Annotated in this window: 14 protein-coding genes; all 14 read left to right on the top strand. The window is 58.4% G+C overall.

What is annotated here, in order from left to right; translation table 11 throughout:
• Nucleotides 1-49: 49 nt before the first annotated feature.
• The 14 genes from IEX57_RS06300 to IEX57_RS06235 all read left to right on the top strand — a co-directional run bounded on the left by IEX57_RS06300 (nt 50) and on the right by IEX57_RS06235 (nt 13,007).
• On the top strand, nt 50-562 hold the full coding sequence (locus IEX57_RS06300; RefSeq protein WP_188703360.1) for a sigma-E factor negative regulatory protein: 513 nt from the start codon (nt 50-52) through the stop codon (nt 560-562).
• The gene (locus IEX57_RS06295; protein WP_188703359.1) at nt 562-1,563 is read left to right on the top strand and encodes a MucB/RseB C-terminal domain-containing protein; all 1,002 of its coding nucleotides are present in this window, start codon (nt 562-564) and stop codon (nt 1,561-1,563) included. The genes IEX57_RS06300 and IEX57_RS06295 overlap by 1 nt, the downstream gene beginning before the upstream one ends.
• A gap of 46 nt (nt 1,564-1,609) precedes the next feature.
• A complete protein-coding gene (locus tag IEX57_RS06290; RefSeq protein ID WP_188703358.1) occupies nt 1,610-2,101 on the top strand; it encodes a SoxR reducing system RseC family protein in 492 nt (163 codons plus the stop codon).
• 52 nt (nt 2,102-2,153) lie between these two features.
• Entirely contained in the window at nt 2,154-3,629 is a 1,476-nt protein-coding gene (locus tag IEX57_RS06285; RefSeq protein WP_229708795.1) for a DegQ family serine endoprotease, read from the top strand.
• 5 nt (nt 3,630-3,634) lie between these two features.
• Nucleotides 3,635-3,883 (top strand): glutaredoxin family protein, encoded by a 249-nt coding sequence (locus tag IEX57_RS06280; RefSeq protein ID WP_308433854.1) that lies wholly within the window; start codon nt 3,635-3,637, stop codon nt 3,881-3,883.
• A 164-nt stretch (nt 3,884-4,047) separates the two neighbouring features.
• Nucleotides 4,048-5,841 (top strand): translation elongation factor 4, encoded by a 1,794-nt coding sequence (lepA, locus tag IEX57_RS06275; protein ID WP_188703357.1) that lies wholly within the window; start codon nt 4,048-4,050, stop codon nt 5,839-5,841.
• Between the two features lie 84 nt (nt 5,842-5,925).
• Complete coding sequence (lepB, locus tag IEX57_RS06270) at nt 5,926-6,888, top strand: signal peptidase I (RefSeq protein WP_188703356.1); 963 nt, start codon at nt 5,926-5,928, stop codon at nt 6,886-6,888.
• A 71-nt stretch (nt 6,889-6,959) separates the two neighbouring features.
• Complete coding sequence (locus tag IEX57_RS06265; RefSeq protein WP_188703355.1) at nt 6,960-7,328, top strand: DUF4845 domain-containing protein; 369 nt, start codon at nt 6,960-6,962, stop codon at nt 7,326-7,328.
• 3 nt (nt 7,329-7,331) lie between these two features.
• On the top strand, nt 7,332-8,042 hold the full coding sequence (rnc, locus tag IEX57_RS06260) for a ribonuclease III (protein ID WP_188703354.1): 711 nt from the start codon (nt 7,332-7,334) through the stop codon (nt 8,040-8,042).
• Between the two features lie 66 nt (nt 8,043-8,108).
• Nucleotides 8,109-9,044, top strand: a complete 936-nt coding sequence (gene era, locus IEX57_RS06255) for a GTPase Era (protein WP_188703353.1) — start codon at nt 8,109-8,111, stop codon at nt 9,042-9,044.
• A 57-nt stretch (nt 9,045-9,101) separates the two neighbouring features.
• Nucleotides 9,102-9,845, top strand: coding sequence for a DNA repair protein RecO (gene recO, locus IEX57_RS06250; RefSeq protein ID WP_188703352.1), 744 nt, complete (start codon nt 9,102-9,104; stop codon nt 9,843-9,845).
• A gap of 161 nt (nt 9,846-10,006) precedes the next feature.
• The gene (locus IEX57_RS06245; protein ID WP_188703351.1) at nt 10,007-10,777 is read left to right on the top strand and encodes a pyridoxine 5'-phosphate synthase; all 771 of its coding nucleotides are present in this window, start codon (nt 10,007-10,009) and stop codon (nt 10,775-10,777) included.
• A gap of 120 nt (nt 10,778-10,897) precedes the next feature.
• Nucleotides 10,898-11,266 (top strand): SpoIIAA family protein, encoded by a 369-nt coding sequence (locus tag IEX57_RS06240; protein WP_188703350.1) that lies wholly within the window; start codon nt 10,898-10,900, stop codon nt 11,264-11,266.
• 22 nt (nt 11,267-11,288) lie between these two features.
• Nucleotides 11,289-13,007 (top strand): cyclic-di-GMP receptor FimW-related protein, encoded by a 1,719-nt coding sequence (locus IEX57_RS06235; protein ID WP_188703349.1) that lies wholly within the window; start codon nt 11,289-11,291, stop codon nt 13,005-13,007.
• Nucleotides 13,008-13,025: the final 18 nt, after the last annotated feature.

Below are 13,025 nucleotides of genomic sequence, written 5' to 3'. Positions count from 1 at the left end.
CGCAGCACACAAAGCCCGCTGGCGGCGGGCAACAAGAGGGTAACGAATCATGAAAGAACATTTGTCCGCACTGATCGATGGAGAGCTGGAACCAGCCGAATTCGACCACGTTCTGGCGCAACTCAATGCCGATCCGGCGCTGCGCGACGATTGGCAAGACTGGCATCTGGTCGGTGACGTGATGCAGCAGCATCCGATCCTGTCGCCCGGTTTCATGAAAAACTTCTCTGATCGTCTGGCTACCGAGCCCGTCGTGCTGGTGCCGGCCGCTGCTTCCCGTCGTCGCCGTTTCATGCGCCGCGCCCTGGCGCCGCTGTCTGCCGCCGCGTCGGTCGCGTTCCTGAGCGTGGTGGGCTGGCAAGCATTCCATGGCGCTTATACCGGTTCGCCGCTGGCTGCGCCGCAAATGGCGGCCGTCAAGCAACAGGCCGTGCGCGTGGCGTCTACCGGCACTGACAACCGTTTCCGTGCTTACCTGGCTGCGCACCACGAAGATTCGGGCAACCCGATTGATGGCCGCGATATTGTTTACGCCTCGTTTGAGACCCAACCGACCAAATAATGATGAAAACCAAGGGCTGGATCCTTGCCGGCAGTTTGTTTCTGGCTGGCCACCGTTTGCTGGCTGCCACTCCCGTTCCCAATGAGCTTCTGAGCACTCAGGACGCAACCCAGCTGGTTGCGCGTGTGGCCAATGCCGCCCGCACGGTGACGTTCCAGGGGGTCTACGTGCACCAGCACGGCGACAATATGGAAGCGTTCCGCGTGATTCATGAAGCCACGTCCGGAAACGATATCGAACGCCGCGAGTCGCTGGATGGCCCCCCGCGTGAATTTTACCGTCAAGGCAACCAGATCAGCCTGTATCTGCCAGGCGGGCAGGTGTTCCCGATTGACCGGCGCCAGTCCTCCAAACTGTTTCCACGGCAGTTTCCGGATGACCCGGAGCACGTCCTCGTCAATTACCAGGTGCGCTATGTCGGCCAGGAGCGCGTGGCCGGGCAGGACGCCAATATTTACGATTTCGAGCCCAAGGACAAACTGCGTTACCCGCATCGTTACTGGGTACACGCCGATACCGGCCTGATGCTCAAGTCGGTGATGCTGGGTGTGCGGCACGAACCGGTGGAAGTCTTCGCCTTTTCGCAGGTGCAGATTGGCGGCGCCATCGACAAGCGTCAGCTCAAGCCGGTTTACCCGGTCAAGCCGGCGCCGGTGGATGACTCTCCTGGCTCCATGACCCTGCCCAAAGACCCGGCCTGGGACATTCACAATCTGCCGGGCGGGTTCCGTCTGCTGAAAGTGAGCCAGCGCGCCATGGTGGGCAAGCCCAGACCGGTGGTGCATCACTTGTATGGTGATGGTCTCGTCACCATCTCGGTCTTTATCGAACCGTTTGATCCGGCCGCGCCGCTGGGTATTGCGCAGCAAGCCGGTATTACCGTGTTTGCCCGCCAGGCTGGCCCGTATCTGTTGACGGTATTGGGTGAAGTGCCGGCAGAAACGGTTCAGGCATTCAGCTACGCCTATACGCCGAAGGGCGAAAAGTCCGGCGCGCAATGAGCGAACGCCGCATAATTGCGGATTGGCTCAAGGAACAAACTGCAAAATGATCGAAAGCGAAGCACAAGTGGTGCGCCGCGAAGGCGAACATGTCTGGGTCCGGATTCGTCCGCACGCACCGTGTGGCAACTGTGATCCGGAAACCGGCTGCAAGTCGGTAGCCATTACCCGCATGTTCGGCAATGCCAAAGAAGCATTCCGGGTGCGCAACACCGTTGACGCGCAGCCGGGCGACTTTGTGCGCATTGGCGTGGCCGATGGCATGTTGCTGCGCACCGCGTTTGCCGCATATGGTGTGCCGCTGATTGCCCTGATGGCTGGCGCTGTGCTCGGTCGCACCATTGCGCCGTTCGGTCTGCCTGATCTGGGCGCCGTGCTGGGTGCGGCGACGGGCTTTGTTGCGGGCTTTCTGATTTTGCGCAGCCGGCGCAATCTGGCAAGCCAGGCTGAACCTGCTACGCTGGAGCGTCTGGTGCCTGGCGCGCAACCCATCAAGTTTTGTGATCGCAATACGCCCAGCCCGGGTGGGGCGCACTGACCGCACAGATACAATCGGGCTACACGCGGCTTTGAACTTGCGCAGGGCGTATTTGTCTGTTTTTGTCCCGTTCCAGAACAGTGACCAGACCATGCAAATAAAAACCTTGTTTGTCAGCGGCTTGTTTGCGCTGAGCAGTGTCGCCGCGTCGGCTGCGGTAACCGGTTTGCCGGATTTCACCCAACTGGTTGAAAAAGAAGGCAAAGCCGTCGTCAACGTCTCTACCACCGCCACGCTGCGTGATTCGGGCGATGAATCCGGTCTGGATGAAGACACGCTCAACCTGCTGCGTCGTTTTGGTTTCCCCGTTCCTCCCTCTGCCGGCCAGCAACAACCGCGTGAACGTACCGCGCAATCGCTGGGCTCCGGTTTTGTCATTGATGCCAACGGTTATGTGCTGACCAATGCCCACGTCGTGGCGCAGGCGGACTCCATCAAGGTCACGTTGACCGACAAGAAGGAGTACAAGGCGACCGTTGTGGGGTCTGATACGCGGACCGATATCGCACTGTTGAAGATTGAAGCGACCAACTTGCCCAAGGTAGACTTGGGCAATTCGGATGTGCTCAAGCCAGGACAGTGGGTTGTCGCCATCGGCTCACCGTTCGGGTTTGAGAACACGGTCACCGCCGGCATTGTTTCGGCCACGGGCCGCAGGTTGCTCGACGAAAACCAGACCCCGTTCATCCAGACTGATGTGGCCATCAATCCGGGCAATTCGGGTGGTCCGCTGTTTAACATGGATGGTCAGGTTGTCGGGATCAATTCCCAGATCTATAGCCGTTCCGGCGGCTTCATGGGCCTGTCGTTTTCCATTCCGATCAATGAAGCCATGAAGGTCGTGGCAGAACTCAAAGCGCACGGCAAGGTGACGCGTGGCCGTATCGGCGTGGCCGTGCAATCGGTGAACGACGACCTTGCCAGGAGCTTTGGCTTGACCAAGGCGCAAGGCGCGCTGGTGTCTGCGGTCGACAAAGACGGCCCGGCGGGCAAGGCGGGCGTGAAGCCGGGCGATATCGTGCTCAAGTTCAATGGCCAGCCAGTGGAAGACAGCGGCGATCTGCCGCGCCTTGTCACCAGCAGCAAGCCGGGTTCCACCGCGACCATGCAAATCTGGCGCGACAAAGCCACGCGGGATATCACGCTGACTGTGGCGACGCTGGATGAACAGGATGAAGCCGCGCCGGGTAAACCCGGCAAGCCTGGCAGCAAGAAAAATGACGATGCGGCCTCGTCACGCCGTTTCGGTTTGTCGCTGGTTGAACTCAGCCCGCGTCAGCTCAAGCAACTGGGCATCAAGTACGGCGTGGGCGTGCAGGGCGCCAGCGGCCCTGCCATGCGCGCCGGGCTGCAGCAAGGTGATGTGCTGATCGGCATTGCTGGTGCTGAACTGACCAGCTTCGCCCAGCTCAAGCAAGCGCTGGATGCGCTCAAGCCGGGCGAAACCCTGGCATTGCGCGTCATGCGCCAGGATGGCTCGCTGTTCCTGACCATCAAGGCACCGGAAAAAACCGACAAGGACAAATAAGCCTCATGACCATGCAACTGCGTCTTTACGGCCGGGAGTATTGCAGTCTGTGCGTGAACATGCGCGAGCAGCTGGATGCGTTATCCCGGCAGCGCGGGTTCCATGTGACCTGGATCGACATTGATGACAATGACGATCTGGAAGAGCGTTACGGGGAACTCGTGCCGGTGCTGGCCGACAGCCTTGATGCCGAGATCTGCCATTACCACCTGGATCTGGAAGCGCTGGACGCCTGGCTGGTCAAGGCGCATTGAGCAGGCGGGCAGGGCGCCGGGCTGATGTTTTTGTTCACAGGCCCGATTTCCGGTAAAATCCGTTCCAGTTATCCGGCTATCAACCGAGGGGCACGCAGGGCGTGCCCCTTTTTGCAGTTGCGCGGCGTATCGGCCCACTGCCCTTAGGTTATTGAACTTACTCGATGAAGCACATTCGCAATTTCTCCATCATTGCCCACATTGACCATGGCAAGTCGACGCTGGCAGACCGTTTTATCCAGTTTTGTGGCGGCCTTGAAGCGCGCGAGATGTCCGAGCAAGTGCTCGACTCGATGGACATCGAAAAAGAGCGCGGCATTACCATCAAGGCGCAGACTGCCGCACTGACCTACAAGGCACGTGATGGTCAGGTCTACAACCTGAACCTGATCGACACCCCGGGGCATGTGGACTTCAGCTATGAAGTCAGCCGCTCGCTGGCCGCGTGTGAAGGCGCGCTGCTGGTGGTCGACGCTTCGCAAGGTGTGGAAGCCCAGACCGTTGCCAACTGCTACACCGCCATTGAACAAGGCGTGGAAGTGGTAGCCGTGCTCAACAAGATTGACCTGCCCGCAGCCGAGCCTGAGCGCGTGATTCAGGAAATCGAAGATATCGTAGGCATTGAAGCCACGGATGCCGTGCGTGCCTCTGCCAAGAACGGCATCGGTATCGAAGACATCCTGGAAGAAGTCGTGCGTCGCGTGCCGGCCCCGGTCGGTAATCCGGATGGCCCGCTCAAGGCGCTGATCATCGATTCCTGGTTCGACAACTACGTCGGCGTGATCATGCTGGTGCGCGTGGTGGATGGTGAGCTGCGCCCCAAGGACAAGATTCTGTTCATGTCGACCAAAGCACAGCATCTGTGCGAACAGGTCGGCGTGTTTACCCCCAAATCGATCCAGCGCGATGTGTTGCGCGCCGGCGAGGTGGGCTTTGTGATCGCCGGCATCAAAGAGCTGGCCAGCGCCAAGGTGGGTGACACCGTGACCCTGGTGAAACCGGCCGCGGAAGAACCGCTGCCTGGTTTCAAGGAAGTCAAATCGCAGGTGTTTGCCGGTTTGTACCCGGTTGAAAGCCATGACTTCGAAGCCCTGCGTGAATCGCTGGAAAAGCTGCAGCTGAACGACGCGTCGCTGCATTTCGAGCCTGAAGTCTCGCAAGCGCTGGGTTTTGGTTTCCGTTGCGGTTTCCTTGGCCTGTTGCACCTGGAAATCGTGCAGGAACGCCTTGAGCGCGAGTTCGATATGGACCTCATCACCACGGCGCCGACCGTGGTGTACGAAGTGCTCATGAAAGACGGCACCGTGGTGGAAGTGGAAAACCCATCCAAGCTGCCGGACCCGGGCAAGGTCGAGGAAATCCGCGAGCCGATCATTACCTCTACCATTCTGGTGCCGCAGGATTATGTCGGCGCCGTCATGACGCTGTGTAACCAGAAACGGGGCGCCCAGCGCAACATGCAGTACATGGGTCGTCAGGTCATGCTGACTTACGATCTGCCCATGGCCGAAGTGGTGATGGATTTCTTTGACAAGCTCAAGTCGGTCTCCCGCGGATATGCCTCGCTTGACTATGACTTCAAGGAATTTCGCGCGGATGACCTCGTCAAGCTGGATGTGCTGGTCAATGGCGAGCGCGTTGATGCGCTGAGCCTGATCGTGCACCGTGCCAGCTCGGTCTATCGTGGTCGCGAACTTGTTTCCAAAATGCGGGAACTCATTCCGCGCCAGATGTTCGATATTGCCATCCAGGCGGCCATTGGCGCCCACATCATCGCCCGTGAAACCGTCAAGGCCATGCGCAAGGACGTGCTGGCAAAATGTTACGGCGGGGATATTACCCGCAAGAAAAAGCTGCTTGAGAAACAGAAAGCAGGTAAAAAGCGCATGAAACAGGTGGGCAACGTGGAAATCCCGCAAGAGGCGTTCCTGGCCATCCTGCAAGTCAGCGACAAATAAACTGCTGCATACACCGTCAACTACACGTGCCGGCGGGGTCATCTGGCCCCGCCTGTTTCAATCCAATCCATAACAAGGTTTCTGATGAACTGGCTTTTTATCGGCATCGTGGTGACTTTGCTCGGCCCGGTCATGATCGCGCTGGGCAACAAGCAGGAACGTAACGGCCCGGAAGCGCCGCAACTGGTGCAGTACGGTTACCTTTTCGCCATTGTGGGTGTGTTCATCCTGCTGGTGCAGTTCATGTCGATCGCCGCAGCCATGCTGGTGTTTGTCATTCTGACCGGTATTGTGTGGACGCTGGACAAGTTCGTACTGGGCAAAAAGCGCGGTACGACACGGGTGCCGGACTGGGTTGAATACGGCCGCGGCTTTTTTCCGGTCATCCTGGTGGTGTTCCTGCTGCGCTCGTTCCTGATCGAGCCTTACCAGATTCCTTCGTCCTCCATGCGCCCGGGCCTTGTTGTGGGTGACTTCATTGTGGTCAACAAGTTTGCCTACGGTCTGCGTGTACCGGTGCTCAACAACGTGTTCGTTCCGGTGGGCAAGCCGCAACATGGCGACGTGATGGTGTTCAACTATCCGGAAAATCCGTCGGTGAACTACATCAAGCGCACCATCGGTGTGCCGGGCGATACGGTGGAATACCGCAACAAGAAACTGACCATCAACGGCCAGCCGGTACCCACGCAAGATGCCGGTACGCTTGATTATGTTGAAGACGGTGTGCAGCTGGTGCGCAACAAGCAGTTCCTGGAAAAGCAGGGCGAGCATGTCTACAACACGCTCGAAGCCATCGAGAATCCGCCGTACGTGATGCTTTCGGAGGTGCGTGACTTTCCGTACCGCGAAAACTGCCGCTATGATGACGAGGGTTTTAGCTGCAAGGTTCCGGACGGGTATTACTTCATGATGGGCGATAACCGCGATCACTCTGCGGATAGCCGCTACTGGGGTTTTGTGCCGGACAAATACGTGGTCGGCAAGGCGTTCCTGGTGTGGTTCAATCCCAAGCAACTGAGTCGCATCGGCACCGTCATTCACTAAACTGCATAGCCGCACAGGGCTGTTTGCCAACCGGGCAGGATGATCCGGGGGCATAGAAGGGGATATAAAAAATGCGCAAGCAAGCGGGTTTGTCGTTTTTCGGTTTTATTCTGGTAGCCATTGTTGTGGCTGCCGCTGCGGTCACCTTTTTCAAGGTGGTGCCGGCGTGGGTCGAGTATTTCAACATTGAGAAGACGATTACCACATTGGCCAAGGAAGAGGCGGGTGCAAGCCCGGCAGATATCCGGTCTTCGTTCAGCAAGCATGCGCAGATCAATGATATGGATTCGGTCAAGCCGGAAGATCTCAAGATCAGCCAGGCTGGTGGCATTACCACGATCAGCGTGAGCTACGAGCGCGTGGTCCCGCTGATAGGTAACTGCAGCTTGCTGTTTGCCTTTGATGTGTACAAAACAAGCGGCGCTTCGGCGGGTCAGTAAACAGTGTCCATTGTTCTCCCACCCGAGCACCTGCAAAAGGTGCTCGGTTATTCCTTTTCTGATCAACGCCTGATCAAGCAGGCGTTGACACACCGCAGCTTTGCTTCCACCCACAACGAACGCCTTGAGTTTGTCGGCGATGCGGTGTTGAACGCCGTCGTCGGTCGGTCATTGTTTATTCATTTTCCCAAGCTGAACGAAGGCGAGTTGTCGCGTTTGCGCGCCAGCCTGGTGCGGCAAGAGTCGCTGGCCAGCGTCGCCAGTGAACTTAACCTGGGTGATTATCTGTGGCTGGGCGAGGGCGAGCTTAAAAGTGGCGGTCATCGCCGGCCATCGATTCTGGCCGACGCGCTGGAAGCCATTTTTGGCGCGGCCTGGCTGGATGGCGGGTTTGAAGCGGCGCAAGCCATCATCGAACGGCTGTTTGTGAGCCGTATCGAATCCATTGATCCGGCCCGCGCGCTCAAAGACCCGAAAACTGCGCTGCAAGAATGGTTGCAGGCACGTCACCATGCCTTGCCGGTCTACGAGGTGGTGCGCCAGGAAGGCGAATCGCCTAACCTCGTCTTTGAGATGTCGTGCAGCATTCCCGCGCTGAAAGTCACTACACTGGCGCAAGGCCCAAGCCGGCGTTCAGCAGAACAACTTGCCGCGGGTGAAGCACTGGGTATGCTGAAAGAGAAATACCCAGGCAAAGCGCCCAAGCGCGCTTGAGGGTTAGCCCGGCCACACGGCCGGCCCTGACCCATTCCCCAATTCAATTCAAGTCTGGAGCCTGTCATGGCTGATTCCGAAATTATTGCCGGCCCGGAGAGCGCCGCAGGGTTCCGTTGTGGTTTTGTCGCCATCGTGGGGCGTCCCAATGTGGGCAAGTCCACGCTGATGAACCATCTCATCGGGCAGAAGATCAGTATTACTTCACGCAAGGCGCAGACGACGCGCCATCGCATCACCGGCGTGTATACCACTGATGAAGCGCAGTTCGTTTTTGTTGATACGCCTGGTTTCCAGACCAAATACAAAAACGCATTGAACGATGCCATGAACCGCAATGTGACCACGACGCTGGCCGACGTGGATGCCGTGCTGTTCCTGGTTGAAGCTGGCCAGTTTGGCGCGGCCGATGAAGCGGTGCTCAAGTTGCTGCCCAAACACCGCCCGGTGCTGCTGGTTATCACCAAGATCGACCAGCTGGCGCAGAAAGAAGCCTTGCTGCCGTTCATTGAAAAAATTGCCGAGCGCTTCGAGTTCCACGCGATTGTCCCGGTGTCGGCGCTGCGCGCCCAGCAGCTTGATGTTCTGCTGCAGACGGTTCAACCGCTGCTGCCTGAATCCGTACCGATGTACCCGGAAGACCACATCACCGACCGCAATTCGCGCTTCCTCGCGGCGGAGATTGTGCGCGAGAAGCTCTTTCGCACGCTGGGCGACGAGCTGCCTTATGCCATGACGGTGGAAATCGAGAAATTCGATGAAGAAACCATGCGTGATGGCCGGCCGCTGTACCGTATTTACGCGGCGGTGCTGGTGGATCGGGATGGCCAGAAGGCAATCCTGATCGGCAAGAATGGCGAAAAGCTCAAGCGCATCGCTACAGAATCGCGCCAGGATATGGAAAAGCTCTTTGACGCCAAGGTGTATCTGGAAGTCTGGGTCAAGGTCAAAAGCGGCTGGGCAGACGATACCCGCGTACTGCGCCAGCAAGGTTTCGAATAAACCGGCCGCGCGTGGAGCCTTGATTTGGCGCGACGCCCGGCAGGTTCTCCTCCTAAAGTGTCCCGTACCCGCGGCGGCAAAGGCCAGCCGCGCGTGGACACGCAACCGGTTTTTATCCTGCATCAATACGCCTGGCGCGAAACCAGCCGGCTGATTGAAGTGTTCTCCCGCGATTACGGTCGCGTTTCCATTGCCGCGCGCGGCGTACAACGGCCGGGCTCCCAGCTGCGGGGGACCTTGCTGGCTTTCCAGCCCTTGCTGATGTCCTGGTTTGGCGGCGCTGACGTCAAAACCCTGCACGCGGCAGAGTGGCAGGGCGGCATGACGCAGCCGGCCGGTCTGTCCTTGCTGTGCGGCTTTTACCTGAACGAGTTGCTGGTGCGCTTGATGCCGCGGGAAGAACCGCAGCCGGCCCTGTTTGCGGCCTATTTCGAAGCGATCCGTGACCTGACAAGCTTGCCAGTAGAGGCGGGCAGTGCAGTCGAACCCATCTTGCGCGGGTTTGAGCTTAAATTGCTGACCGAACTTGGGTATGGCGTGGATCTTGCGCACGATATTGCGGGGCGCAATATCGAAGCTGATCAGCAATATGACTTTGTTGCCGGTCAAGGTTTGCTGCTTGCTGACAGCGGCCGCGGGCGCTTTGATGGCGCTGTATTGCAGGAACTGGCAGCAGGCCGGCTTGCTGACGAGCGCGTTCTGGCGCAAGGCAAACTCTTGATGCGACAAGCGCTGACCGTAGCGCTGGGCGACGCGCCCTTGCATACCCGCCAGCTTTTGCTGGACCTGCAGCGCATCTGATCCGCCGAGGGTGGTAAATCAGGCGGATATCTGATTCTGGCTTGGGTGCCGGGCGCGGGTGGCTTATGATTGAAGTGTCAGTTTGTCCGGGCGAGGGTGGGTGCAACCCGGGTTGCGCCGCTTCTTCCGGCTGAACAGCATAGCTGCGGAGAGACTGCTATATGGTTGGTGACCTTTCGCTTGGCGTAAATATCGATCACGTTGCGACCCTGCGCAACGCGCGTGATGCCCGTTATCCCAGTCCGGTCTTTGCTGCCCAGGTGGCAGAGCAAGCCGGCGCGGATCACATTACCGTGCACCTGCGCGAAGACCGCCGCCATGTAGGCGATGAGGATGTCAGGCTGATCAAGGCCCTGTTGCAGACCCGCATGAACCTGCAAATGGCACTGAACCCGTCCTTGCTGGACTTCGTGCTGGGGATTGCGCCACAAGATGTCTGCCTGGTGCCGGCCGACGGCGATCAGCAAAGCACCTCGCACGGGCTGGATGTGCGCGGTAACAAGGCCGAGGTTGGCGAATACATCAAAAAGCTCAATGCCGCAGGCGTCAGAACCAGCGTCTTGCTGGCGCCGGATTTCGAACAGATCCGCCTGGCGCAGGCGCTGGGTGCGCAAGCCATCGAGCTTGATACAGGCAGGTACGCAGGCGCACTTGATCGGCGGGCCAGAGAGACGGAATATGCGCGGGTCAAAGTGGCGGCAGAATATGCGGCCAATCTGGGGCTGGTGGTTTCCGCCGGGCACGGTTTGAACTATCACAATGCAGAACCCATTGCCGCCATTGCCCAGGTTTCCGAGCTGAACATTGGTCACGCTATCATTGCGCAAGCATTGATTGTCGGGTTGCCAACGGCGGTGCGTGAAATGAAAATGCTGATGATTCGCGCCCGGTTGACCAACCGGCGTGACCTGGCGGAAGACGACGAAAACTGAAGTAATGAACTTCAGTGGCCCGGTCAGGGTCGCAGCGGATTGAACAATGTAAATGATGTAAACAGAGTGCCTGTTATCAGGCTTTGATTACTGAACAAGCCAGCCAGTGTCGGGGGTGCCATGATCAGCGTTACCCATGAGCCAGGTTATGTGTCGGTCGCTGTTTTCAACGAATTCACGGTGCATGATTTTCGTCAGTTTGAAGATGACGTGCGCTACAAGATCAATTTTGAAGGCAAACCCAACCTCTTGTTCGACATGACCGGCATGGTCCGCTACACGCTGGACATGGCGGTGGAGGAGTACAAGTTTGCCAAGACACACCGCAATGATTTTGGTCGGGTCGCCGTGGTGACAACAGACCAGTGGGTTGCCTGGTCCGCGTGGGTCAACACGCTGTTCTCCGAGGCCCGGATCGAAATCTTTGATAACCTGGAAGAAGCCGTTAACTGGGTACGCCAGGACGGGACACAAGGCGCAGCCGCGTAAGACGGCAAAGCACAGGAAAACCATGAGATCGTTTCTCAATAATCTGTTCTCAAGAGATGCATCCCCGCTTGAGAACCCGCGTCAGGTCAATGCATGGTGCAAGAAGCTTGAGCTGGCAGACCCGCAAGCCCAGCGGGCGAAAGTGGCCTCGGTCGTCAACGCGTTTTTGTCTGCGGATGACAAGCTGTCGCCTGAGGTGTTGCAGGCGTTGATCAAGATCGATGAAAGCGTGCAGATGGGCTACGAGCGCATCCGCTATCAGTACGTCTCTAACCCGCGCATGCCCAAGGAGATCGAGCAAAGCCTGTGGCTGGACATCACGGGGCTGGCCGACTCTATGGTCAAGGCGTATCTGCGCTTTGCCAAGGTGGAAGTCGATGGCGAAGAAAAGCAGGCTTACGATGGCATGATGCCGCTGGTGCTGGCACGTTGCCTGCATTACGTGGGCGTGCTGGCCAAATGGCACTATTTCCGCTTTGATCGCGTGCCGGGGCAGCTCTGGTCGCAGGCGCACAGCCTGTACCGGCTCTCCGAGATTGACGGCTTCGACTGCAATCCGTTTCCGCTGTATCCGCATCACGGCGCGGAAGTCAGTTCCTGCGCGGATGAATACATCCAGTTGTTGATGCTGAACACGGTGTCGTCCAACAACCTGGCTGTGCGTCAGCTTGACTGGGTGGATCAGTGGCTGGATAAATGGTCGCGCAATGTCCTGATTGCCCGCCGTTACCAGCCCGATCATCACCATTACTGTGTCAATCTGAGCGGCAAGCAAGGGCCGGAGAAAATTGGCGATGACAGTCAGGGTGACCCGTATCGTTACTGGGGCATTTACGAACTCTTGAACGAAGTGCAAAGCCTGATTGCGCGGCTGGAAGCTGGTGCCTCGCCGGCCAGTCTGGGGTTGGGCAATGATGTGCGCGGCCCGGCCTGCCTGGAACTCCTCAAGCATCTGGACGTGTTCTGGGGCATGGCAGTGCGCAATGCCCAGTTTGCCCGCAGTGATCGCCGTGACGTGCACAAAGAGGCCGATGTGGTGTTCGGCCTTGATCGCTTGCACCGCAAGATTCGCGCTGACAACGAGAAGTTCTCCCGTCAGCCGGACGAAGCCAAAACCGGCGTCGATTACGATGAAGTCATGGACATGCGTCTGTACGGGTTTGTCTCTGCGCGCACCCGTTCACGTCAGGCGCAGGCCCCGCAGATCGTGCAGCGCGCCGAGCAGCCTGACTGGCAGTCCTGGCGTGTGGAAAATGAATCTGAAGGCGGTTACGGCGCGACGCTGGAAGCCGCTGGTGCCGATTGGGTGCGTCCGGGCGTAATGATCGGCATGCGCTTTGGCGCAGAAGATAGCTGGAAGGTCTGTGTGGTGCGCCGTATCTCGCGCATGAACGAGTTCCAGATTTACGCCGGCCTGCAATTGCTGAGCGCGACGCCGGTCGCGGTGAATATCCAGACTACCGCTGCAGCCGCAGCACCGCCGCGCGCGCTGGAAGTGACTGATTTTGCCGAGTTTGATAGCTCTGCCTTGCACACCGCAAACTCAGCGTTGTACTTGCCCTACGAAGTTGATGGCGTGACCAGCAATACCTTGCTGATGCATTCGGCCAATTATGATGCGGATCGCACCTATGAAGTTCAGGCGCGGGACCGTCACTTTACGGTGAGTCTGACCCGGTCGCTGGACAAGGGCGTGGACTGGACCTGGGTCACTGTGCAGGTGATGGGCCAGAAGCACTGACCTGCAGCGGCGCCAAAA

Source organism: Silvimonas iriomotensis (assembly GCF_014645535.1).
GTDB classification, from domain to species: Bacteria; Pseudomonadota; Gammaproteobacteria; order Burkholderiales; family Chitinibacteraceae; genus Silvimonas; species Silvimonas iriomotensis.
The sequence above is the reverse complement of the archived record's forward strand: the minus strand, read 5'-3'. Positions and strand labels throughout refer to the sequence as shown.

Bases quoted from the DNA above. Each gene is read 5' to 3' on its own strand.
- IEX57_RS06265 (WP_188703355.1), top strand. From the start codon at position 6,960: ATGCGCAAGCAAGCGGGTTTGTCGTTTTTCGGTTTTATTCTGGTAGCC.
- lepB (WP_188703356.1), top strand. From the start codon at position 5,926: ATGAACTGGCTTTTTATCGGCATCGTGGTGACTTTGCTCGGCCCGGTC.
- IEX57_RS06280 (WP_308433854.1), top strand. From the start codon at position 3,635: ATGACCATGCAACTGCGTCTTTACGGCCGGGAGTATTGCAGTCTGTGC.
- IEX57_RS06245 (WP_188703351.1), top strand. From the start codon at position 10,007: ATGGTTGGTGACCTTTCGCTTGGCGTAAATATCGATCACGTTGCGACC.
- IEX57_RS06295 (WP_188703359.1), top strand. From the start codon at position 562: ATGATGAAAACCAAGGGCTGGATCCTTGCCGGCAGTTTGTTTCTGGCT.
- lepA (WP_188703357.1), top strand. From the start codon at position 4,048: ATGAAGCACATTCGCAATTTCTCCATCATTGCCCACATTGACCATGGC.
- IEX57_RS06235 (WP_188703349.1), top strand. From the start codon at position 11,289: ATGAGATCGTTTCTCAATAATCTGTTCTCAAGAGATGCATCCCCGCTT.
- IEX57_RS06290 (WP_188703358.1), top strand. From the start codon at position 1,610: ATGATCGAAAGCGAAGCACAAGTGGTGCGCCGCGAAGGCGAACATGTC.
- era (WP_188703353.1), top strand. From the start codon at position 8,109: ATGGCTGATTCCGAAATTATTGCCGGCCCGGAGAGCGCCGCAGGGTTC.
- IEX57_RS06300 (WP_188703360.1), top strand. From the start codon at position 50: ATGAAAGAACATTTGTCCGCACTGATCGATGGAGAGCTGGAACCAGCC.
- IEX57_RS06240 (WP_188703350.1), top strand. From the start codon at position 10,898: ATGATCAGCGTTACCCATGAGCCAGGTTATGTGTCGGTCGCTGTTTTC.